Annotated in this window: 18 protein-coding genes, 1 tRNA gene and 3 pseudogenes; 14 read left to right on the top strand and 8 right to left on the bottom strand. The window is 70.1% G+C overall.

Annotated elements, in window-relative coordinates:
* Positions 1–309 precede the first annotated feature (309 nt).
* A complete protein-coding gene (locus tag ACIQBL_RS40910) occupies positions 310–534 on the bottom strand; it encodes a DUF2277 domain-containing protein (protein WP_401951986.1) in 225 nt (74 codons plus the stop codon).
* 119 nt (positions 535–653) lie between these two features.
* Between ACIQBL_RS40910 and ACIQBL_RS40905 the strand changes: the two genes are divergently transcribed.
* Complete coding sequence (locus ACIQBL_RS40905; RefSeq protein WP_401951983.1) at positions 654–1559, top strand: ketopantoate reductase family protein; 906 nt, start codon at positions 654–656, stop codon at positions 1557–1559.
* Positions 1560–1568: 9 nt separating this feature from the next.
* On the opposite strand, the pseudogene ACIQBL_RS40900 reads toward ACIQBL_RS40905, so the two are convergent.
* Together ACIQBL_RS40900 and ACIQBL_RS40895 are read right to left on the bottom strand one after the other, a co-directional pair.
* Positions 1569–2070, bottom strand: a pseudogene (locus ACIQBL_RS40900) (GNAT family N-acetyltransferase).
* A gap of 9 nt (positions 2071–2079) precedes the next feature.
* Positions 2080–2474: pseudogene (locus tag ACIQBL_RS40895) on the bottom strand (VOC family protein).
* Between the two features lie 157 nt (positions 2475–2631).
* Here ACIQBL_RS40895 and ACIQBL_RS40890 point away from each other — a divergent pair.
* Together ACIQBL_RS40890 and ACIQBL_RS40885 are read left to right on the top strand one after the other, a co-directional pair.
* The gene (locus tag ACIQBL_RS40890; RefSeq protein WP_401951981.1) at positions 2632–2988 is read left to right on the top strand and encodes a hypothetical protein; all 357 of its coding nucleotides are present in this window, start codon (positions 2632–2634) and stop codon (positions 2986–2988) included.
* 45 nt (positions 2989–3033) lie between these two features.
* Entirely contained in the window at positions 3034–3429 is a 396-nt protein-coding gene (locus ACIQBL_RS40885) for a nuclear transport factor 2 family protein (RefSeq protein WP_401951978.1), read from the top strand.
* Positions 3430–3491: 62 nt separating this feature from the next.
* On the opposite strand, the gene ACIQBL_RS40880 is transcribed toward ACIQBL_RS40885, so the two are convergent.
* A complete protein-coding gene (locus ACIQBL_RS40880) occupies positions 3492–3869 on the bottom strand; it encodes a hypothetical protein (RefSeq protein WP_401951975.1) in 378 nt (125 codons plus the stop codon).
* A gap of 44 nt (positions 3870–3913) precedes the next feature.
* A complete protein-coding gene (locus tag ACIQBL_RS40875; protein ID WP_401951972.1) occupies positions 3914–4282 on the bottom strand; it encodes a hypothetical protein in 369 nt (122 codons plus the stop codon).
* 137 nt (positions 4283–4419) lie between these two features.
* Here ACIQBL_RS40875 and ACIQBL_RS40870 point away from each other — a divergent pair, with 137 nt between their 5' ends.
* Complete coding sequence (locus ACIQBL_RS40870; RefSeq protein WP_401951970.1) at positions 4420–5163, top strand: HAD family hydrolase; 744 nt, start codon at positions 4420–4422, stop codon at positions 5161–5163.
* Positions 5164–5177: 14 nt separating this feature from the next.
* On the opposite strand, the gene ACIQBL_RS40865 is transcribed toward ACIQBL_RS40870, so the two are convergent.
* Positions 5178–5252, bottom strand: a tRNA-Val gene (locus ACIQBL_RS40865).
* 255 nt (positions 5253–5507) lie between these two features.
* Here ACIQBL_RS40865 and ACIQBL_RS40860 point away from each other — a divergent pair.
* From ACIQBL_RS40860 to ACIQBL_RS40830, 7 genes are all read left to right on the top strand, one after another.
* The gene (locus ACIQBL_RS40860) at positions 5508–6914 is read left to right on the top strand and encodes a hypothetical protein (protein WP_401951969.1); all 1407 of its coding nucleotides are present in this window, start codon (positions 5508–5510) and stop codon (positions 6912–6914) included.
* A 395-nt stretch (positions 6915–7309) separates the two neighbouring features.
* On the top strand, positions 7310–8650 hold the full coding sequence (locus tag ACIQBL_RS40855) for an alpha/beta hydrolase family protein (RefSeq protein WP_401951966.1): 1341 nt from the start codon (positions 7310–7312) through the stop codon (positions 8648–8650).
* Between the two features lie 301 nt (positions 8651–8951).
* Complete coding sequence (locus ACIQBL_RS40850; RefSeq protein ID WP_401951963.1) at positions 8952–11195, top strand: HAMP domain-containing protein; 2244 nt, start codon at positions 8952–8954, stop codon at positions 11193–11195.
* A 15-nt stretch (positions 11196–11210) separates the two neighbouring features.
* On the top strand, positions 11211–12656 hold the full coding sequence (pgsB, locus tag ACIQBL_RS40845) for a poly-gamma-glutamate synthase PgsB (protein WP_401951961.1): 1446 nt from the start codon (positions 11211–11213) through the stop codon (positions 12654–12656).
* The gene (locus ACIQBL_RS40840) at positions 12653–13135 is read left to right on the top strand and encodes a poly-gamma-glutamate biosynthesis protein PgsC/CapC (protein ID WP_401951958.1); all 483 of its coding nucleotides are present in this window, start codon (positions 12653–12655) and stop codon (positions 13133–13135) included. Before pgsB ends, ACIQBL_RS40840 begins: the two co-directional genes overlap by 4 nt.
* Before the next feature lie 48 nt (positions 13136–13183).
* A complete protein-coding gene (locus tag ACIQBL_RS40835) occupies positions 13184–14257 on the top strand; it encodes an NlpC/P60 family protein (protein ID WP_401951955.1) in 1074 nt (357 codons plus the stop codon).
* A gap of 56 nt (positions 14258–14313) precedes the next feature.
* A complete protein-coding gene (locus tag ACIQBL_RS40830) occupies positions 14314–16392 on the top strand; it encodes an ArnT family glycosyltransferase (protein WP_401951953.1) in 2079 nt (692 codons plus the stop codon).
* Between the two features lie 391 nt (positions 16393–16783).
* Here the strand turns inward: ACIQBL_RS40830 and ACIQBL_RS40825 are convergent, their stop codons facing one another.
* Positions 16784–19567, bottom strand: coding sequence for a penicillin acylase family protein (locus ACIQBL_RS40825; protein WP_401951950.1), 2784 nt, complete (start codon positions 19565–19567; stop codon positions 16784–16786).
* Between the two features lie 221 nt (positions 19568–19788).
* On the opposite strand from ACIQBL_RS40825, the gene ACIQBL_RS40820 reads away from it, so the two are divergent.
* The 3 genes and pseudogenes from ACIQBL_RS40820 to ACIQBL_RS40810 all read left to right on the top strand — a co-directional run bounded on the left by ACIQBL_RS40820 (position 19789) and on the right by ACIQBL_RS40810 (position 22175).
* A complete protein-coding gene (locus ACIQBL_RS40820; protein WP_401951948.1) occupies positions 19789–20391 on the top strand; it encodes a hypothetical protein in 603 nt (200 codons plus the stop codon).
* Positions 20392–20660: 269 nt separating this feature from the next.
* Positions 20661–21001 (top strand): annotated as a pseudogene (locus ACIQBL_RS40815) (3-keto-5-aminohexanoate cleavage protein); the annotation flags it as partial.
* 106 nt (positions 21002–21107) lie between these two features.
* A complete protein-coding gene (locus ACIQBL_RS40810) occupies positions 21108–22175 on the top strand; it encodes an RNA ligase (ATP) (protein ID WP_401951945.1) in 1068 nt (355 codons plus the stop codon).
* Between the two features lie 18 nt (positions 22176–22193).
* Here ACIQBL_RS40810 and soxR read toward each other — a convergent pair whose 3' ends face one another.
* Positions 22194–22703, bottom strand: a complete 510-nt coding sequence (soxR, locus tag ACIQBL_RS40805) for a redox-sensitive transcriptional activator SoxR (protein ID WP_401951942.1) — start codon at positions 22701–22703, stop codon at positions 22194–22196.
* Positions 22704–22821: the final 118 nt, after the last annotated feature.

The raw sequence follows: 22821 nt of genomic DNA, 5'->3' as shown, positions 1-22821 counted from the left end.
GACGCCATGCGTGGCTTCGGGCGTGGTGAGTGGCCAGGCGCCGTGAGTGGCTTCGGGCCGCAGGTGGCTTCGGACCGTGATGGATCCGTCCCGCAGGTGGCTTGGCGCCGTGGGGGCCGGGCGCCGCAGGCGACCGCCCTCAGGGGCGCGGGGAACTGCGCGCCCAGCCCCCACCGACCCGCAGACGAAGGCAACCGCGCCGTAGGAGCTGGGCGACGAAGTCGACCACTCCCAGGGGCGCGAGGCCGCGACATGTGCGGCTCCGCCGCACGGGCGCGCCCAGCCCCCCACCGACCCGCGCCATGACCCCTACGCCCCCCGCGGAGCGCCCCGCACCTCAAGCCCCGCAAGCAGCTCAGCCGTAGCCTCGGCGATCAAGTCCACCGCACGTTCGAACACCTCGCGATTGTGCGCCGCAGGCACCCGGAACCCGGAGACCTTGCGCACGTACTGCAACGCGGCGGCACGGACCTCCTCCTCCGTGGCCTCGTCGGGCAGGGCGGGCGGTCGAAGAGTCTTGATGCTGCGGCACATACGTACAGTCTCGCGCTCCGCAAGCGATGCCGCCGCCCCTCTCCCGAACACACCTGCGATGATCCTTTCCGAGGCGGCCACCGTCACCGCGCACGGGGCCGACCGACGAGAGGAACGACATGGCGAACAACGAACTGACCGTGGCGATACTGGGCCCCGGCGGCGTGGGCGGCCTGCTCGCGGCACTGCTGTCCCGGGCCGGCCACCGGGTGATCTGCCTGGCCGGAGAAGAGACGGCCGACACCCTCCGTACGAACGGGATCCGGGTCCGCAGCGCCGCCTTCGGCGACTTCACGGCACCGGTGGAGGCGGACACGGAACTGCGCGAACCGGTCGACGCCTGCCTGATCACGGTCAAGGCGACGGCCCTGGACGCGGCACTGGCCCGCGTCCCGGCGACCGCACTGGGCGACGCCCTCCTCGTCCCGTTCCTGAACGGCGTGGAACACCCCGCACACCTGCGCGCCCGCTACACCTCCACCCGCGTCGCCCCCGCGATCATCCGGGTCGAGTCAACTCGCGTCACCCCAGGGCTGATTGAGCACGGCAGCCCGTTCGCGGAGATCGACCTGACCGGCGACCCGGTCCCCCGCGAACGCCTGGACGCACTCGCGGCGGCACTGCGAACAGCCGGCCCCACGACCCGCGTCCTCCCCGACGAGACGGCGGCCCTGTGGGCCAAGATGACATTCCTCGCCCCCCTCGCCCTCCTCACGACCCGCTACCGCGCCCCCCTGGGCGACGTACGCACGCGCCACCGCGAGGAGTTGACGGCCCTGCTGGAGGAGACGGCGGCGGTGAGCCGGTCCTACGGCGGCCCGTCGGACCCGGCGGGAGCACTGGCCCGGTACGACACGTTCCCTCCGCAGACGAAGTCGTCGATGCAGCGTGACGCGGAGGCGGGCCGCGCGCTCGAACTGGACGCGATCGGCGGGGCGTTGCTGCGGGCGGCGGAGCGGCAGGGGATCGCCGTGCCGGTAACGGCAAGGCTGGTAAGGGAGTTGGCGACACCGCGCACCGACTGACAGGTCACGTCACCCTGCGAGGTCGACCCGCCAGTCGCAGGAGGGGATCCAGTGCCCCTTCGGGTACTCGAACTCCACCTCACCGAGCAGGGTGAACCCGGCTTTGCGGCACACCGAGTTGGACGCATGATGGCCGACGCTCGGAAAGGCGTGCAGATACCGGTGCCGCCCGTCGGCCCGCGCCACCTCGACAACGGCACGGGCCGCACGGGCGGCCAGCCCACGCCCCTGGAACTCGGGCAGCACCCCCCACCCGGTCTCCCACACCGACTCCCCCCGCCACTCCCGCTCCCAGAACCCGATCGACCCGACGGTCTCCCCGCTCCCGGCCGACTCGACCCGGTACATGCACCCGCGCGCCAACTCGACATACCGCCGATGCCGGGCAGCGAGCTGCGCCTCGCTCTCGGGACCCCCCCAAGTGCTCTGTCATCTCAGGGCTGTTGAGCCGCCCCAACAACCAGAAGTCACCGTCGGCCCAGGGCCGGAGTTCCACCTGTTCCACGTCCATGCCGTCACACTAGGCGGCCCCACCGACACCCTTCGGGTCCGGCGGCCATCGGCCGAGCCGCTCGGCCAGTCCGACGAGAATGCCCTCGGGGCCGCGGACGTGGCAGAGCAGGTAGCTGTCCTCGAACTGCGCCACCTCGCCGACGAGTTCGGCGCGTGGACCGGCTCGGCGGTGATCACCTCCGGCGGGTGGAACTTCGTCAGCTCAAGCCGGCTGTGGCCGTCCGGGGTCCGCAGCATCGCGACGTCCTGTCTGGCACCGTCGATCCCGATGACGCGGTCCACCCAGCGTCCCTCGACCGGCATCCTGCCCTCCAGCTCCATGCCGAGTGCGACGAAGAACGCGACAGCTGCGTCGAGGCCGTCGACAACGATGAGGACGTTGTCCATCCGCCGGATCGCCATGCCGGGTCCTCCTCGGTGCGGTGTGGCCACGGTGGCCGTATCGCCCCTGGGAGGGAACGGTCGTGCCGTTCTCGACATCCTCTGTCGCCCACACCCGTTCGCATGAACTCCCGGAAGGAACTCGCGCCCCAAATTCGAACAGGCGTAGCATTAGCGCGTGGCTACGACGTACGACTTCCCGAGTGACCTCCTCGCCGGCCAGGAGGAGCTGCATCAGGTCCGGGCCGAGCTGTCGGCCCTGCTGAAGCGGCTGCCCTGGTCGGTCGAGCCCCTGGACGGGTTCAGCGACACGGGCGGCTGGCGCAAGGTGGAACGCCCCGCCTCCCCCGGCTGGACGCCCGACGAACAGGCCGAGGTGGAGAAGCTCCGGCAGCGGGAGCACGAGCTCGCGGTCTTCGTCAGCGGCCACCGTTTCTGGACGGAGGTGACGGCGACGGAGCGCGTGGACACGCGGATGAGGCTGAAGCACGCCCACGAGGTGTCATCCGGGGACGACAAGGCGGACAATGACTGACAGAAGCCTCACATCGCCGAAGCAACCGAGAGGCGGCGATCAACCATGGCTGACCACCCGCACGCACTCCTCGTCCGCGAGGGCTACGACGCCTTCGTCCGCGGCGACATGGACACCCTGCGCGGACTGATGTCCTCGGACGCCACGCACCACGTCCCCGGCACCCACCCGCTGTCCGGCGACTTCAAGGGCCAGGACGCGATCATCGACATGTACGGGCAGCTCTTCGCACAGACGAACGGCACCCTGCACGTCGAACTCCGCACCGTCCTGGTCGACGGCCGAGGCCACGCGGTCACACTCCACCAGGTCACCGCCGAGCGCGACGGCAAGCGCATCGACGAGTCCGGAGGCATCGTCTTCCGCATCCTCGGCGACAAGATCACGGACCTGGACGAGTGCGTCGAGGACATCGACACATCGAACGAGTTCTGGTCCTGACCTCACCCCGGCCAAGGCCTCCGCGAGCCCCGTTGACCCAGGCCTCCGCGAACCCCGTTGAGCTAGGGCGTCCGCGAGCCCCGTCGGGCCACGACGAGCAAGGCCGCCACAGCCCCCACGGCGCCTACGACCGCCACCCCGCCGGCACCGGCACCGACACCGGCGCCCCGGAAGGCGCGCGTCGAACGCCAGGACAGCACCGACCACCGTGACTGCGCGGACAGCGCGGACCCCGTACTCAGCCACGACCCGACCGAGACCCACGACAGAGCCGAGCCGATCGACCCGACCGACAACGCGCTCCCGATCGACCCGACGGACAGCGCCGACCCGACGGACCCGATGGACAGCACCGACCCCACCGAGCCGATCGACAACACCGAGTCGTGCGACCACAGCGACAGCACGGAGACCGAGGGAGCGGTGCCGGGTTCAGTCATGGGCCCATCCTGCCCATCCCCACCGGGAATCGCGACAAGAAAGGCTAAAGCTGGTCCCGCCACCAGGGCGCGCCCAGGTTGTCGACCTGGATGTTCTTGGACCTCGCAATGATCTTGTCGTCGAGGGCGGAGACAAGGGCGCGCAGTTCACGTGCGCTCTTCGTGGGCAGGGCGTGCAGAACGGCTTCGAGGTGATCACGGAAGTACCCCATGTCACAACAGCCAGGGATGCCGCACCGGTTCGCGGTCACCGGGTCCGCGATCAGCCTGAGCGGGCCGTGGGCAAGGGCCTTCCAGTGCCAGAACGCCTCCGCCGTTTCGTCGGGGAGGAAGCGCGAGCGTTCGAGCCGACGCAGATCGGCCGCGGAGGAGCCTGACAGGCGGTCGATGCACGGGTACCGCCGCCGGCTCACGTGCCGGACGGGGAGTTCGCCTCGCAGGGCGGAGGGGCGCCTACGCGGCATTGCCCTTTCGGTTGTCGGTCATGAGGGCAAGGTACAGAACCGCGTATCAGGCAGCCACTGACTTGATCCTCCGTAGGATGCCTCAGGTGACTGGAAGCGTCGTGCTGTGGGACTTCGACCGGACCCTGGCGTTCAGGGACGGTATGTGGCGTGGGTGTCTCGTGGAGGCGTTGGAGGAGGTCGCGCCCAGGCACGGTGTGGTCGGTGCCGATCTGGCGCCCGGGTTGCGCGACGGCTTTCCCTGGCATCGGCCCGAGACCGGGCATCCTGAACTGGCCAACCCCGACGCCTGGTGGAATGCTCTTCAGCCGGTCTTCGTGAAGGCCTACATCGGCGCGGGCGTCGACGCCCGGCCGGCCGGCCGGGCCGCACGAGGCGTACGGACCCACTACACCGATGCGAGCCGCTGGACCGTCTTCCCCGACAGCGTCGCCGCGCTGGAGGAACTCGCCGCAGCCGACTGGCGCCACGTCATCGTCAGCAACCACGTGCCGGAACTCGACGCCCTGCTGCACGACCTCGGGCTCGGCGGATACTTCACGGCTGTCGTCAACTCCTCCCTCGTCGGCTGGGAGAAGCCGCACCGGCGGATCTTCGAAGTGGCGCTGGAACGGGCCGGGCGTCCCGAGCGGGTCTGGATGGTCGGAGACAACCCGGTGGCCGATGTCGCCGGCGCCCGGGCCGTCGGAATCCCCGGCATCCTCGTCCGTGCGGGACGGGACGACGGGCTGCGACCGGCTGTGCGGCGCATCCTCGACGGGGATGTGGACTCCATGGGGACTTCGATCACAGAAAGAGACCTCCCGGAGATCTCCCCGGAAGGCCTCTGACCTGGTGCTTATCCTGGTGGGCGCGGACGGTTTCGAACCGCCGACATTCGCCTTGTAAGGGCGACGCTCTACCCCTGAGCTACGCGCCCAGGATGAGTCGACAGCCTACATTGCCGCGGGGCCTGTCCTGCAAACCCGTATCGCCACGGAGACACGCCGGGGCGGGAAAGTCACGGTGCGGAACGCGAACTGACCGGCCCGTGTGTTCGTCCTCCCCGTATCGCCACGGAGACACGCCGGGGCGGGAAAGTCACGGTGCGGAACGCGAACTGACCGGCCCGTGTGTTCGTCCTCTACCGGTGGGAGAATGACAGCGGTCAGGACGGAAGACACGGGAGAGGGATGTGACGGCGACACCAGCGCAGCCGTATTCGCCGCTCACACGGCTCCGGCGCGGTTCCGCCGCGGCCCATGCCCGTGGGACCCGGGCCGCTCTCGACACCCTCACGGTGCTGAGCCTGCCGCTGCTGATCGGTGCGCTCGCGCTGCCCGCCGCGTTCGCGGGCGGTGGCACCCGGCGCTGGTTCGGCGGGCGGGCGGACAGTCAGCGGGCCGAGGCACAGGCGGCGAAGGACGCGGCGGCTGCCGCGTTCTACGAGCTGGACACCGCCCAGCGGGATCTGCGGATCTCGATAGACACCATCACCGCGGTCGACGACTCGCCGGCCGCGCGGCGTGCCGTGAGCGACTTCGAGGCGCTGGGGCGGCGCATCGACGACGCGAGCGGCCGGTACATCAACGCCGTCGACGCGCACGACCTCGACCGCGACGACCTGGAGGCCGCCGCCGCGAACCGCGCCCGCACCGAACTGACCGCCGCCAAGGACCAGTTGGGGCAGGTCAAACAGGAGCTGGACCGGTTCGAGAGCGGGCTCGGGCCGCTGCTCGGCAAGGCGGAGACGCAGCTGGCCCGGCTGGCCCCGGCCGTCGAGCGGGCCCGGCAGTCGCTGCTCGCCGCCAGCAACGCCCTGGACGCCGTACGGGCGTCGGGGCTGCGGGCCGACTCCCTCGCCGCCCGGCTCGCCGCGCTCGGCCCCGAGCTGACGAAGCTGAACCAGGGGGCCGGGCAGCACGGCGTACCGCAGACGCTGGAGCGGGCGACACAGGTCGCCCGGGAGGCGGAGGCCATCAGGGCCGAGGCCGAGCAGTTGCCCGAGCGGGCCGCCGAGATCGACCACCGGCTCGTGTCGCTGCGCACCCGCGCCCAGGCGCTGACCACCCGCGCCGGCCAGGTCGACCCCGTACTGAGCGAGCTGCGCCGGCGTTTCTCCGCCGCCTGCTGGCAGGACCTCCAGCACGTCCCCGAGCAGGCCGGCGAGAACGTACGGCAGGCCGAGGCGAAGCTGAAGGAGGCGCAGGCCGCCCGGGACGCGCAGCGCTGGACGGACGCCACGGCACTGCTGTCGACGGTACGGGCGCTGCTCAACACCACCGACGAGGCGGTGTCGGCCGCGGGTGACCGGCTGCGCCGGCTGAACGCCGTGCAGAAGGACCCGCAGCAGGAGATCGACCGCACCCGCTTCGCGATCCGCGACGCCCAGCGCCTCGCGATGACGGGACGGACCACCCCCGAACCGCGCCACGCCCGCCCGCTCGACGACGCCGTCGCCCGCCTGGACCGCGCGATCGCCACGCTGGAGGGCCGCCACCCCGACTACTGGCACTTCCTGACGGAGACGGAGGCCGTACGGCAGTCCGTGGCCCGGGTGGTCGGCCAGATCCGCGAGGAGCGCGGGACGCCCGGGCACTGACATCACGTAAGCGCGACTGCGAGTGCCTCCCGCAGCCGCGTCGGCGGCCTCCCGATCAGCTCGCCCAGCGCCGGGTCCACCTCCGCGAACTCCCCCTTCCTGCTTGCCTGGAGAAGGTCCACGAGCAGGTCGGCGTGGGCCGTCCAGGAGGCGGGGCCGCCGTGCAGGGGGACACGGCGTTGTTCTCGGTCTGCGTCGGTATGGTGGTCAGCCGCGCCTTGGCCGTCAACTCGGCGACAATGGGGGCCACTTGGGGGCCGGGCCGAGTCTCGGTGTCCGCCGCGTGGGGTCATTGCGAGGTCGTCCGGGGCGCGCGGATTGGTCAACCGTCGGCGCGGTACGGTGTGCGGCAGTCGATCGCCCGTTCTGTGATCGCTGACCCACGAGGGGGTTTCATGAATCACCGCCGCCTGCGCCACCGTCGCAGACTGATCGCCATATCGGTCGGTTCGGCAGGTGCGCTGGCCGCTGTACTGGGTGTGGGGCTGACCTCGGCGATGGCCACCGGGACGTCGTCCGCCACGCCCGCGCCCACCGCGTCCTCGTCCGCCCCGACCACGCCCTGGGCGCCCGAGAACGACGAGAAGCCGCTGGGCAACCAGAAGGCCGTACGCCCGAAGACCCTCGCGGCCGGCCGCACGGCGACCGGTCTGCAGCTCAAGTTGCCCGCACCGAGCGGGAAGTACAGCGTGGGCATGGTCGGCCTGCACCTCGTCGACAAGTCCCGTCCGGATCCGTATGTGGCCGGCAGCACCTCCCGCGAGCTCATGGTCTCGCTCTGGTATCCGGCCGCCTCCACGTCCGGGCACTACAAGGCGCCGTACATGCCGTCGATCTCCGGTGCCCACTTCCTCGCCACGCGCGGGCTGTCGCCGCAACTGGTGACCCTGCCGACCACCGCGGGTCATGTTCTCGCCCCGGTGAACACCGCGCTCGGCAAGCTGCCCGTCCTGTTGTACTCGACCGGGCTGCACTCGGACCGTGCGACGGGCACCGCCCTCGTCCAGGATCTCGCCAGCCGCGGCTACCTCGTCGTCACCGTCGACCACACCCATGACGCCAACGAGGTGCAGTTCCCGGGCAACCGGCTGGAGGTCAACAGGATGCCGCCGGGCACGCACTCCTCCGACACGCTCAAGGTGCGCGCGGCCGACATCAAGTTCGTCATCAACAAGCTCAAGACGCTCAGCACGGGCGGCAACCCGGACGCCGGCCAGGCCACGCTCCCCACCGGGCTGACGAAGTCGGTGGACATGACGAAGATCGGGATGTTCGGCTGGTCGCTGGGCGGCGGGGCGGTCGCCACCTCCATGCAGCTCGACAGCCGTATCGCCGCCGGTGCCAACCTGGACGGCCAGTTCTTCGGGTCGGCCCAGAACAAAGACCTGAAGCGCCCCTTCATGCTCTTCAGCTCCGGCGTGCACAACCGCAACAACGACTCGTCGTGGCGCAACATGTGGTCGCACCTGAAGGGATATCGGGTCGACATCAAGCTCAAGGGCTCGGCGCACCTGTCCTTCAGCGACAACGAGTGGATGGTGACCCAGGAGGCGGGCCTGCTCCGGCTCTCCCAGGCGCAGCTCCAGCAGCAGTACGGCACGATCGACCCGGACCGCGCGATCGCAGTACAGCGTGTCTATCTGGCGGCCTTCTTCGACCAGGAGCTGCTCAAGAAGCACAGCACCCTGCTCGACGGGACCAGCAGCAAGTACCCGGAGATCTCCTTCGTCCGCTGACCCAGCAGTCGGCCGGTCAGCCGACCGGACATCCGAAGGGTGGGTCCTGCTCATGGGCCCGCCCTTCCGCTCGCCGTGGACTCGTATACGTCGACCGCCACCCAGTGGTCTGGTTCACACGTACGAAACAGGCGTGCAAGTGTGATGGTTATGTAATCGCGTGACGCTAGAGTGTTTGTTCTGTAGAACATTCGGGCGCTCGGCGCCAATTGACAAAGGATCATCTACTCTGCCCTCCGCTCCCCGGGCGCCGCGCCGACACCGCACCCGCCGCCGCGCCGATATGCCGATCCTCGGCGGGGTGCGCCCGCCGATCGCCTCACTCGTCGTACTCCTGCTGGTGGTCGCCGCCCTGACCATGATCGGCCTCGACGGCATCCACTCCGCAGGTGTGCCGCAGGCGGTGTCGGACGGGGAGCAGCGGATCGCCGCCGACACCGCGCTGTCGACGCGCACCGCGATCGACGCCGAGGCGAGCACGGTACGCCGTGCGGCCAAGGCGTACCCGGCGACGAGCACATCGACCCCGGCGACCACGCTCAAAGCACTGACTTCCGCCAGGAAGGGGATCCTCGGCAGCGCGCTGCTCGACCCGAAGACCGGCAAACTGCTGGCGGCCGGCGGCAAGACGGTGCAGCTGGCCGGGGTGGACGCCGCCAAGGCGGCATCCGGGCACGGGGCGGTCCCGCCCCGGCTGGTGACGTCGGACGGCACACGGCAGCTGCTGTATTTCGCCAAGGTCACACTGCCCGCGCAGCAGGACGACGCCAACCAGGACCAGAACCAGGTCAACCAACCCGACCGGCTGTGGCTGCTGGTGGTCTCCGAGGCGTTCCCCGCCCCCACGGCGTACGGCGACGGACGCACCGCCGAGGTGCTGGACGCGAGCGGCACCGCGCTCGCCACCGCGTCCCGCGGCACGGCGTCGCCCGCCAGCGGCGGTCTGCCCTCGGCGGCGGCCCGCGCGGCGAAGGGGTCGGGGACCGCCACCGACGCCTCGGGAAGCCTGCAGGGCTCCGCCACGGGCAACCGGCGCACGGTGGCCGGCTGGGCCCAGGTCGCTTCGACGACCGGTCCGGGCGACACCGACAACCTCGGTCTGGTGGTGCTCACCTTCCGCACGGTGCCCGCCACGACCACCGCCGTCGACTACTCGGGCTTCGCACTCCAGGCCGCGGGGGCACTGGTCGTGCTCGCGCTGCTGTTCGGGCTGGCGCTGCACTTCTTCCTGCAGCGGCCACTGCTGTGGCTCTACCTGTCCGCCGGCCGCCTGGCCCGGGGCGCGACCGAGGACGGGCCGGCCGCGTGGGAGGAGCTGTCCCGGCCGGTGCCGGTGAACGGCATCGGGGAACTGTCCCGGACCGGGCGGGCACTGGAGTCGCTGCGCCGACAGCTGCTCGGCGAGAGCGGCCCGCAGGAGTTCCCGGTCCGGCGCGGGCCGGGCTACCGGGCGCTGGCCGGGGTCGGCGCGCTGGTGATGGTCTGCTGGGCGGTGCCGATGATCTTCGTGCTGAACCGGGCGGACGCCGCGACCGCGGTGCCGGCTCCGGTCCTCGCCGTCCAGCAGACACGCACCGAGATCGCGTCGAACCGGGTCCGGCAGTCCCTCGACCAGCTGTACGCCGACCTGAGCGACACGGCCGCGAGTCTGCCGGGCAGCAAGCGGGCCGCCCAGAAAAAGGTGCTGCAGCGCACCCTCGCCGATCACAAGCAGTTCCGCTCGCTGTATCTCCTGGACAGCTCGGGCGGTGTCACGCTGCGCGTGGGCGGATCACCGCTGCGCACCATCGTCCACGTACCCGACGGCGGCGGGATCACCACCGTCAACACCTCGGGCCGGATCCCGGCGATCGCCGCCTACGCCCAGGTCCGGACCGTCAAGGGCAGGACCCCGGCGGCCGGCGTGGTCCTGTTCGGCGAGATCGACGTGAAGGCACTCAACTCCATTCTGTCCAGACCGAAACTGGGCAGCGTCTGGGTGACGGACGGCAACGACAAGGTGCTGGCGGCGAACGTGGGCTACCGCGCCTTCCAGTCGCTGCCCGACTCCGGTCTGAGCCGGCTCGCCCGCGCCACCCAGGGCGCCCCGGGGACCGCGGGCACCGCGACCTCGCGGGTGCTCCGTACGTCCTCCGGCCCGTCGGTCGACGCTGCCGCGCCACTGGCACAGAGCGGCCCGACGACCCGCCTCGGCTGGCACGTGGTGACCGCGGAACCCGCGGCCTCGCTCCAGATTCCCGCGGTGCAGGCCGAACAGCGCACCATGCTCGCGGGGATCCTGAGCCTCACCCTGGGCCTGGCCTGCCTGGGCTGGCTGTATGTCGTGGTGATACGGCCGCTGCGCTCGGTCGCGGTGCTCGTCGAGCGACTCGCCGCCGGAGACCGCCGCACCGTGCTGCACCCGGTCAACCACGACGAGGTCGGCTCGGTCACCCGCAGCCTGGAACTGGTGCGCCAGGCCCTGGCGGAACGCGACCGGGCGGCCAGATCCGGCCACGTCGCCGAACCCTCCCCGTCCCTTCGTCAGACCACCCTCCAGCGGTAGAAGGACGGTATCGGCGTGCTCTTCCTCTACGTCATAGTCGTGCTGTGCTGCGCCGGGCTGTGGATCGCCGGAATCATGGAACAGCGGCGGCACTTCGCCTCGCTGGCGCAGATACCGACGCGGGTGCTGGTCAACGGCATCCGCGGCAAGAGTTCGATCACCCGGCTGTGCGCGGGCGCGCTGCGCGGCGGCGGCCTGGTCACGGTGGCCAAGACCACCGGCACCGCGGCCCGGTTCATCCATCCGGATGCCACCGAGGAGCCGGTGTACCGCAAGTTCGGGCTGGCCAACGTCGTCGAGCAGATCGGCATCGTGCGGCGGGCGGCGACCTACCGGCCGGACGCGCTGGTGATCGAGTGCATGGCGGTGATGCCCGCGCTGCAGGAGATCAATCAGGAGAAGCTGATCCGCTCCACGATCGGCGTGCTGTGCAACGTCCGCGAGGACCATCTGGAGGAGATGGGGCCGACGCTGGACGACGTCGCCCGCTCGCTCTCCCGCTCGATGCCGGTGGGCGGAGTGTGCGTGACGGCGGAGAAGGACCGGCTGCACATCCTCCAGGAGGAGGCCGACAAGCGGAACTGCCGCCTGATCGCGGTCGATCCGGAGTCGGTGACCGACGCCGAGCTGCGCGGCTTCAGCTGGTTCACCTTCAAGGAGAACGTGGCGATCGCGCTCGCCGTCGCCGAACTGCTCGGCGTGGAGCGGCAGACCGCGATGCAGGGCATGTGGGACGCGCCGCCCGACCCGGGCGTGCTGTCGGTGGAACGCTACGTCACCCCCGAGGGCAAGCAGCTGCGGTTCGCCAACATCTTCGCGGCCAACGACCCCGAGTCGACGCTGATGAACGTCCGGCAGCTGGAGGATCTCGGCGCGATCCGACGGCCGGTCAACGTCGTCATCAACTGCCGCCCGGACCGGGTGGAGCGCAATGGCCAGATGGGCGCGATCGTGCCCGACCTCGGCGCCGAGACGGTGTTCCTGATCGGCCACCCGACCAAGAGCGCCCGCGACGCGATTCCGGCCGGCTTCACCGGGCGGGTGGTGGATCTCGGCGGCGACCGCCGGGACCCCGAGGAGGTGACGGACTCGATCCTCGCGGAACTCGGCCCGACCTCCTCGCTGGTGGCGATCGGCAACATCCACGGCCAGGGCGAGCTGTTCCTGGAATGCCTCGCCGCGCTGCCGCTGGACTCCTCCGAGGACCAGCTGTTCGACGCCGTACCCGCCGGCGACGGCCTGGACCAGGAGACCATGCAGATCGTGTTGGTCCGGCCGCAGATCGCGACGGCCCGGCCGCCCGAGCCGGAGCCATACAGCTGGGTGGCCCCGCTGGAGACGACCCAGAGCATCCACATCCCGAATCAGCGCGAACTCGCCCGCCAGTTCGCCGCCCGCCAGAGCGCCACAGACGACCCGCGCCACTCCTACGATCAGTCCCAGTCCCCGAGGAACCCGTGATCCCCGCCAACCTCACCGCACAGACCGCCGCGCTCGGGATCGCCCTCGGGCTGGTCTTCTCGCTCGTCTGCTATCTGACCACCAACCTCTCCCCCGGAGGGATGATCACCCCGGGCTGGATCGCCCTCACGCTCCTCACCGACGTGCAGCTGGCCGGGCTGATGGTCGCGGTAGCGGCACTCACGTACTTCGCGACGAAACTGCTGCAGCGCACGGTGATCCTCTACGGCAAGCGGCTGTTCGCCGCCGTGGTGCTGAGCGCGGTGCTGATACAGACCACCGTGATGCTCGCCCTGAGTCACGAGTTCCCGCTGCTGTACACGTCTCAGACCCTTGGCTTCATCGTCCCCGGTCTGGTCTCCTACCAGATGGTCCGTCAACCGATGGCGGCCACACTCATCTCGACCACGGCGGTGACGCTGGTCACCTACGTGGTGCTGGTCTCCGGTCTGCTGATCGGTGCCCTGCCCACTGGCTGACACCTGTCCACCGCCCTCTCACCCCCGTACCTTCCAGGAGGATCGGCCATGCACTCCCACTCCGCCGGCAGAAGCAGCCGCCCGACCCGTCGCGCCCTGCTCGGGACGATCGCGGGCGTGGCGGCCGTCGGGGCGACGGGCGGGTACGCCTGGAGCCGGCTCGGGCACGACAGCGGCGACGACGGCGGCACGGCCGCCGACGGCACGGGCACCGGTTCGAGCACCGGGAAGCAGACCTTCGAGCGGCTGTCCGCCCCCGGCCGCACCGTGGTCCGCGGCTCCGACGGCGGCACGCTCGCCACGTTCACCGACGGAGCCCGTACGGCCGTGCTCACCGGGCGCACCCGCACCTTCAGCGAGCGGCGGACCACCGAGGCCAAGGTGACCACGGACGCCTGGGTACGGCTGCTGCCGCACACCTGGCAGCAGGGCATGGAGAAGTCCGCCTGGTTCGCAAGCTGGTTCGGCAAGACACTCGGCGACACCAGCCCGGACGTCTTCGCGGTGGCGTTCCAGTACAGCAGCGCCGGGGCGGCCGACAAGCACAACGCCGACGACGTGCGCTACGCGGGCACCGCGCACTTCGGCCCGCGCAATTCCAAGGTCACCAATCCGCTGGACTTCGCCTACTACGACGAACAGTCCGACTTCTACGACTATCTGGGCGTTCCCTGGGACTTCGACGGCACGCGCGTGCAGCCGGAGCAGGCCCGCTACGGCTGCGTCGACTGCTCCGGCTTCCAGCGTCTGGTGTGGGGCTACCGCATGGGCATCCCCATGCACAACACCAACACCAAGGGCACCGGTCTGCCGCGCCGTGCCTACGCCATCGCCGCCTACGGTCCCGGCCGCCTGGTGATCCCCCACACCGGCACGAAGCAGGCCACCGACCTGAGCATCCTGCAACCCGGCGATCTGGTCTTCTTCGCCATCATCAAGGACCGGCCGGACTTCATCGACCACGTGGGCATCTACATGGGCCTCGACGACAACGGTCGCCACCGCTTCTACTCCAGCCGCTCCGCCGCGAACGGCCCGACCATGGGCGACCTGTCGGGCCACGCGCTGCTGGACGGCACCGACTTCTACGCCCGCGGCTTCCGGTCGGCCCGTCGCCTGTGATCCCGCCGCCAGTGCACCGCAGCTCCACCTGACCTGCCGATCCGAGGACCACTGCCATGACCGCCATCTCCGCCGCCCGGCCCACCGGAGCGCACCGAGGCCGCCGGGCGGCGAACCGCCGATCCGGCCCGCCGGAAGACGCCCCGCGCTGGGAGCGCCCGGCGCTCGCCGCGGTGCTGGCCGTCGCCACGGTGCTGTACTCCTGGGGCATCGGGCACGCCGCGCTCCACCCCTTCTACGGTGCGGCGATACGGTCGATGGCCGGCGGCTGGCGTGCCTTCTTCTTCGGCGGGCTCGACACCAGCGGTTCGATCAGCATCGACAAGCTCCCCGGCGCCTTCTGGCCCGACGCCGTCTCCGTCTGGCTCTTCGGCCCGCACACCTGGGCAGCCGCTCTTCCACAGGTCGTCGAGGGCGTGCTGACGGTATGGCTGTTGCACCGGATCGTACGGGCCTGGGCCGGGCCGTTGGCCGCGCTGATCGCCGCGCTGACGCTCACCCTCACCCCGGTCACCGTGGTCCTCAACCGGGCCACCATCCCGGACACCGCGCTCACGCTGCTCCTGGTGGCGGCCGCCGGAGCGCTGCAGAAGGCGGTGCGCACCGAGCGGCTGCTGCCGCTGATCACCTGCGGGATCTGGGTCGGGCTCGCCTTCCAGGCAAAGATGCTGCAGGCGTGGCTGGTGCTGCCGGTCTTCGCCGCCGTGTACCAAGTCGTGGCGCCCGGCACGCCGTTGAAGCGGGCTCTGCGCTTTCTGCTGGGCGGTGCGGTCGCGCTGGCGGTCTCCTGTTCCTGGGTGCTGATCGCCTGGGTGACACCGGTTGCCGGCCGTCCGTACCTCGACGGAACGTCCGACAACGATCCGTTCGCCCTGGTCTTCGGCTACAACGGGCTGAGCCGCTTCAGCAGCGATTCCACCGCGTTCGGCGCCGTCGCCGGCACCGCCAACAGCCGCACCACCGGCAACACCGGCTGGAACATGCTGATCAACCACACGGTCGGCCCGCAGATCGCATGGTTCCTGCCTCTCGCCGTGCTCGCCGCGGTCCTGGGCGTCCTCTGGCGCACCGGGCAACCGCGAACCGACATGCCGCGCACGGGATTTCTGATCTGGGGCGGCTGGCTGGCCGTGCACGCCGTGGTGTTCAGCGCCTCCAACGGCAACCACGCCTACTACATGGCCGTCATCGCCCCCGCACTCGCCGCGCTGACCGGCGGCGGGCTCGCGCTCTTCCGCTCGGAGTACGAGTCGGCGCACAATCCGAAGGCCGAGCCGCAACACGAGCCGGAACAGGAACCCGAACCGGAACACGAACCGGAACACCAGCCGGAGCCCTGGTCGCCGTACATGTCGGCGCACGAAGCGGAGCCCTGGTCGGCGCAGGTGCTGGCGCCCGAATCGAAGGACGGGCCGAAGGACAAGTCGGGCGGTCGGCGGCACAGGGCGCTGCCTGCGGCGATCGTGCTGACGTTGGTGTGGGCGCTGGTGCTCGACTGGCCGACCCGATTCGTCTCCTGGCTGCTGCCGATCGCCGTGATGCTCGCGCTGTGCGGGGTGGTGGGCCTGTGGAGCCGGGGTCCGCGCACCTCTCCGAGGAAGGTCCAGAGCGCCCTCGCCGCCGGGATCGCGGCCACCCTGGTCGTGCCGGCCGGCTGGGCCCTCTCCAGCCTCGATCCGCTCTACGCGGGCGCCTCCACCGCGCCGATAGCCGGTCCGGTCGGCAACGCGTACTACGCCGCCGTCCGTGCACACCACGCTCCGCGGCGGATAGGGCTCGACCGGCCCAGCGCCCGCGACACCGCCCTGCTCGACTACCTCACCACGCACCGCCACGGCGAGAAGTACCTCGTCGCCACCCAGACCGCCTACAGCGCCGAGCCTCTGCTGCGTGCGAAGTCCGAACCCGTCCTCGTCATGGGCGGCTTCACCGGCAACACCCCCTTCCCCACCACCGAGCAGCTCGGCAGCCTCGTCACCACCCGCCAGCTGCGCTACGCACTGCTCACCACCCAGCGCCCCACCAATGCCACCACCACCTGGGTGAAGTCCCACTGCACCCGCATCCCGCCCACCGCCTACGGCCGCCACGCCGGAGGCAGCTTCACGCTCTACGACTGCAGACCCCAAGGGTGAGGCGACACGAGGCTAGGCGGTGCGCCTGCTTCGCCAGTACAGGTATGCACCGAAAACAGTGCACACAAGGCTTGGCAACAAAAATACGATCTCCCAGGGCCCATGACTGCGGAGAATTCTTGAGAAAGAAAAAAGGCCCATCCCGAGACCCAGGAAAATATTCGACCAGGCAGCAGCAGAATTCAGATCCCGCCCAGGACCAATACCCGTGTACACGCCCGAAAGATGCAGCAGGCCTCCCAACACGAGGACTCCGGCCACGCCAAACCCGGCGATATATGCAACTATTTCCACAGGCGTCCTTTTCGAAGGCGTTCCAGTCCCGACCGGCGGGGGGGGGGGGGGGGGGGGGGGGGGGCCCCCCCCCCCCCCCCCCCCCGCCGCTCAGGCGTCACCGGTGTGACGTGTACTCCACCACTTGCTGGAAGGTGGGCCGGTTCTGCCAGCTGATGTTGTAGTGCTTGATGCCGCCCAGGGTGCGCTGGACGATCGAGTCGGCGCACCACTGGTCGCCCGCCGAGCACAGGGTGTCCCCGGGGTAGACCGTGGACGCGCTCGTCCCGGCCGCCGTCTTCAAGGTGCTGATCAGGATGTCCCGGCAGGAGCTGAGGCTGCCGCCGCCGCAGTACTGCTCGGCCAGCGGCCCCGACACGGTCTGCCCGAGCACCGACCTGATGTCCTTGTCGACGTAGCTCCACCAGCCGTACTGGAAGGAGCTTCCGGCGTGCGACCCGGTGGGGCCGTGTCCGGCGGACGGGGACTCGTCGATGTACAGGTTGTTGGTGAACGCGGTGTAGAGGGTGTCACCGAGGCCGGGCTGGAACTCGGCCTTCACCAGCAGCGGCCACCAGGCGTCGAGGATCCGGATGGCGTCGGCGTTGGCGTAGGTCTTGGACCCGGCCGAGGTCTCCGTGCGCTTGCCGCCCGCGGTGAGCCAGGTCTGCAGCTTGGTGACGGCCGCGGCGGCGGTGGAGTCGGTGACCGTACTGCTGTTGACGACCTTCAGCAGGTCGGGCAGGACGTCCTCGGCGCGCAGGTCGGTGAGCGAGGCGTCGGACATCGCCTTCACCAGCGCGGATCTGGTCACCCCGCCGGCCGCGACGAGTTTCTTCACCCGGTCGTCGAGGAGGTTGCCCCGGTGGACGGACCCGTCTCCCCAGCTGGCCGTCGTGTAGTTGAGGGCCTGTTTGTTGTTCCAGGAGATGTAGTAGTCCTGGTCGATGGAGTTGGGGTGCGCGGAGGCCGGGGTGTAGTCGGCCGTGTTGGTGGTGGGGTCCCAGTTCTGCCACTCGTAGGCGGCCTGGCCCCAGATCGGGAACTCGGGGTCGACACCGCTGGCCCGCACCGGGTTGTTGCCGCTGTTGTAGTACGCGGTGTGCGAGGAGTCGGCGTAGAACCAGTTGAACGTGAAGTTGATGTGCTGGGCGGCGCTCTGGAAGGTCGCCGGACTCTTCACGTAGTCGGGGTCGTTGAGCATCTGGAAGCCGATGATCGAGTCGGCCTCGTGCATGTAGGAGGAGCGCAGGGTGGTGTAGGCGACCTTCTTCCCGCCGACGGTCGCCCGGTATTCGACGGGTCCGTACTTCGTCTTCCAGACCCGCATGGTGTACGACCCGGCGGCGGTGCCGTCGGCCGTGGTCGGTGTCCAGGAGTTCTTCTGCTCGATCTCGTCCATGGCCGTGCAGGTGCCGTGGTAGAGGTAGTGGTAGTCGTCCGTGCAGAGTTCGACGGCGTACGTGTCGATGATGTCCTGGCCGGAGGTCGTGGCGGACCACGAGTAGTCCTGGCCGCGGCCGAGTTCGACGTACATGCTCAGGCCCGCGAAGGAGGCGCCGCGGGCGCTGATGCCCGGGCCCTGGATCTCCTGGAGCATCAGCAACTGGGGTGCGAAATAGCCCGTTTGGGGTCCGAAGACGGCGATCGGGTGGCCGCTCGCGGTGTATTTGCCGCTCACCACAAGGGCGTTGGACATCCCGCGCTTGGCGGAGCTGAGGGCGGTCGCGGTCGCCGCGGCGGAGGCGGCGGAGGCGCTCTGGTCGGCGCCGGTGCCCGTGGCGTCGTAGACGAGTGGCTCGGTCGCCACCGAACCGGCGTCCGGCAGGGCTTCGCCCTGGGCGGTGGTGGGCTTGGTGCCGTAGGGGAAGCTCTCGCCGTTGTGGACGGTGAGGACGGCCTCGGGGTCGTTGCGTTCGCGGAAGGACTCCCAGACCTTGGTGCCCTCCGTCACGCCGTACTTCTCCTGGGCGGCGAGCAGGGAGATGGCGTTGTTGACCTCGCCGCCACCGCCGGAACCGAACAGGGTGCCGATGACGGAGGCCAGCGCGACCAGGTCGGTGATCTTGAAGTGGTCGATCGTGCCGGCGTTGGTGATCGAGTCCTTGTGGCCGGTGAGGACGTACTCACCGGGGAAGTAACGGCCGCTGTCCGAGGCGTCGATGTAGGCGTTGATGCCGGCCAGATAGGCGTTGGCGTCGGCGAGCGCCTGCTGGCCCCGGGTGCCGTTGTTGGCGACGGCGTTGTCGATCTGGGACTGCAACTCGGCCTCGGTGTACGGGGCGTTGCGGTAGAACTCCTGCTCAAGGCCCTGGTTGGAGGCGGCGCCGCCGGCGAAGGCGGTCAGCTGGCCGCGTCCGACGTGCCGGAAGACGTCCATGAGCCAGAGCCGGTCCTCGGCCGCCGCGTAACCGGCGCCGTACTCGGTGCCGTAGCGCGTGGTGCCTGTGATGTGCGGCACACCGGTCGCCTTGTCGCGGACGATCGTCACGTCGGTGCGACCGCTGGGGTTCTCGGTCGAGGCGACGTTGGCGGCGGGGACCCCGAACGAGGCGTCGTTGAAGAAGGTGTTGATCTTCGCGTCGGTCAGCGTGGAGGCGCCCGTGGCCAGGTTGGCATAGGGGCCGAGCTGGTCCTCGGCGTGTGCGGGCTGGGAACCGAAGGCCTGGTTCAGGAGGATCTGGGCGAGGGTGGCGTTGCCGTTCTCGCCGGCCGGGAGGATGTCCGAACACTGGCCGCCGCAGTAGTCGTTCGAGGCGGTCGCGGCGGTCGCCGTCCCCTGGGCAAGAGGAGACAAAAGGGCGGCAATGAGGGCGCATACGGATGCGGTCTTCAGGAACCCGGGGAATCTGCCGGGAGTTCTCAGTCTGTCGAGCAAGTTACGCGAGGTGCGCCGTGGCATGGCAGCTCCTACCGACGAGGGTGTTGCCGGACGTTACCGCCGGTATCCCCGAGATTGAAGATGAACATGCGTCAAGTTTTGGATGAGCGTGAGCTGCTTATGGGGGGCATCGGAAATCGGATGGAGCCAAATCGCTTGTCGATACGTCTATTCGGCGACGTCCGTACGACGACGCCGAGGTGACCGAAGTACAGGTGCAGGTGTGACGGAGGTGCAGGGCGATGGCCGGTTTCCGGAGTCTGGCGAGACAGGTGCGAGATCCCCGGTGCGATCTGGCGCTGCGGCGCTACTCGCTGCGCAAGTGCCTTGAGCGGTTCGCCCCTTATGGGCACAGGGCGACCTGGGACCACTTGAGCTCCCGGGCCGGGTTCGGACCCGAGGACCGCTCCCCCGACCCGGCGCGGCTCGTGGCCGCACTGGACGAGCTGGAGGAAGCGCGCAAGGTCTGGCTCGCGTACGAGGCCGGGTTCGCCGAACGCCGCAAGAAGGAGAAGCACGACGGGCTGCGCCGCCCGGGCAGCGTGGACGACTGGCACCGGCTGACCTGGGGCGGCTTCGGTGTCGCCTGGTGCGACGACCCCCGTCTCCACCCCCATCAATCACTGGCCGAGGTGCTGCGACGGCTGATCGCCGCCCTGGAGCGCGAACCGGGTTCCGTGTGCCCGGTGTGCGCCGGCGAGCGCCTCCTGTGGAAGTACGATCTGGCCCACGAACCCTCCTCGGGCCCGGTCTGCACGGACTGCGGCATCGTCGTACCGCGTCCGGTGCTCACGCCCGAGGCCCTGGCGTACGCCAGGCGCGGACGGCTGCTGATGTCGGCCTGAACCGGGGCAATCGAAGAAGGGCGCCAGGGGTGCGCCGGGGATGCCGCACCCCTTTTTGACCAGCGTGCGAGCGAGTTCGCGACCCGGCCGATTTGCGCTTGCCCGCGCAACGGCGAAGGCTGCCGACGGCGTTCCGTCGACAGCCCCGAAGCGGTGCGCCGCAGGTGCGTCGCAGCTGTCAGCCGGCCTTCCGGACGTCGGTGGAAGTCCGGACGCCGTGCGGCCGAGGGAACGCGGCTGTTGTCAGTGGCGGGTGGCACCATCGAGGCATGGTGCAGGTCTGTGTCAACGGGGTCCGTGGGGCCGTCGACGGGTGGCGGGTGCCGGTGTCGCCGGGGGCGATGGCCGATGCCGTGGTCGAGGCTGTCGGGATGGGGGCCACCGATGTGCACGTTCATCCCGAGTCCCCCTGTGGACAGGACACGTTGTCGCCGCGTGTCCTCGCGGTGCCGCTCGACGCGATCTCGACGCGATTCGGGCGCGGGTGACCGTGCCGGTCGGTGTGACGACCGGCGCCTGGGCCGAGCCGGACCCCGCCGCCCGGCTGGAGCGGGTGCGCGGCTGGACCGTGCTGCCCGATCACGCTTCGGTCAACTGGCACGAGCCGGGTGACTGACGCTAGCAGCTACAAATCCCCTCGCTCCACCCCTTACGGATGAGGACAGTTGGGGGCGATGAAGCACACCTGAGAACGACACACGGAACGAGGGGCCCCGATGTCGACGCTGCGCGTCACCGCCGAAGTGCTGACCGTCCATGAGCATCCGAACGCCGACGCGCTCGAACTGGCCCAGGTCGGCCTGTACCGGGCCGTCGTCGCCAAGGGCGAGTACCGCACCGGTGAGACCGCCGTCTACATCCCCGAGCAGTCCGTGCTCCCGGCCGAGCTGATCGAGGAGCTGGGGCTGACCGGACGCCTCGCGGGGAGCAACGCCGACCGGGTCAGGGCGGTGCGGCTGCGCGGTGAGCTGTCGCAGGGCATCGTGTGCCGGCCGAAGGCCCTCGCGGACGTGGATCTGGCGCGGGCCGCCCTGGACGGCACCGACTTCGCGGACCGGCTCGGCATCACCAAGTGGGTGCCGCCGATCCCGCCCACGATGGACGGTGACGTCGAGTCCGCGCCCGATCTGCTGCCCTGGGTCGACATCGAGAACATCCAGCGGTTTCCCGGGATCTTCGAACCGGGCGAGGCTGTGGTCCTGACCGAGAAGCTGCACGGCTCGGCCTGCCTGCTGACCTATTTCGCCGAGGACGGCCGCGTACAGGTCTCCTCGAAGGGCTTCGGCGCCAAGTCCCTTGCCCTGAAGGAGGATCCGCGCAATCTGTACTGGCGGGCGGTTCGCGGCCATCACGTCCCCGAAGTCGCCGCCCGCCTCGCCGAGCGGCTCGGCGCGCGACGCGTGGGGATCTTCGGCGAGGTGTTCGGCGCGGGCGTACAGGACCTGACCTACGGCGCCGACGGGCGACGCGCCACGCTCGGGTACGCCGTGTTCGACGTGTCCGCCGAGATCGACGGAGTCGTGCGGTGGCTGGACGCCGGCGAACTGCTCGACGGGGAGCTGCCGTTGGTGCCCCGGCTGCACGAGGGGCCGTACGACATCGAGCGGGTGCTGGAGATCGCGAGCGGACGGGAGACCGTGTCGGGGCGGGGGCTGCATCTGCGTGAGGGGGTCGTGATCCGGCCGGCGACGGAGCGGTACAGCCCCGTGACCGGTGGGCGGGCGATCGCCAAGGCCGTGAGCGCCGCGTATCTGACCCGGAAGGGCGGCACCGAGTACGAGTGACGCCCCACCGCGTCGCCCTCAGTCACACACCTCGGGGCCGGGGTCCGTTCGCCTGCCCCGAGGCCGGCGCTCTCCCGGTTCCGTCATCAGCCGTGAACCCGCTCCCCGTTCGCCGATCACGTCGTCCGGGTTGGACAGGACACAGGTCGCCAGGGACAGGCAGCCGCAGCCGATGCAGTCGGTGAGGTGGTCGCGGAGGCGGTTGAGCTGCTTGATGCGTTCGTCGAGTTCGGAGCGCCAGGCCTCGGAGAGATGGGCCCAGTCCTCGCGGGTCGGGGTGCGCTCCTCGGGGAGTTCGGCGAGTGCCTCGCGGATCGTGGCCAGCGGGATGCCGACGCGCTGCGCGGCCCGCACGAAGGCGACCCGGCGCAGGGTGTCACGGGTGTACCGGCGCTGGTTGCCCGTGGTGCGGCGGCTGCTGATCAGGCCCTTGGCCTCGTAGAAGTGCAGGGCGGAGACGGCGGCGCCGCTGCGGGCGGCGAGTTGTCCCACCGTGAGCTCGTGGATCTTCTCGGGAATCTGGGGCACCCCTCGAACCCTACCCATCCGTCGGCGCCGTTGTCCGTTGACAGAGGCCCCGCATCCGACCATGCTAAGCAGTTGCTTAGACATAGCGGGACGACATGTGTCGCTGGATGACGCGAGA

It is taken from the genome of Streptomyces sp. NPDC088350 (assembly GCF_044753545.1).
Lineage (GTDB): Bacteria > Actinomycetota > Actinomycetes > Streptomycetales > Streptomycetaceae > Streptomyces.
This window is presented reverse-complemented; position numbering and strand designations above follow the sequence as displayed.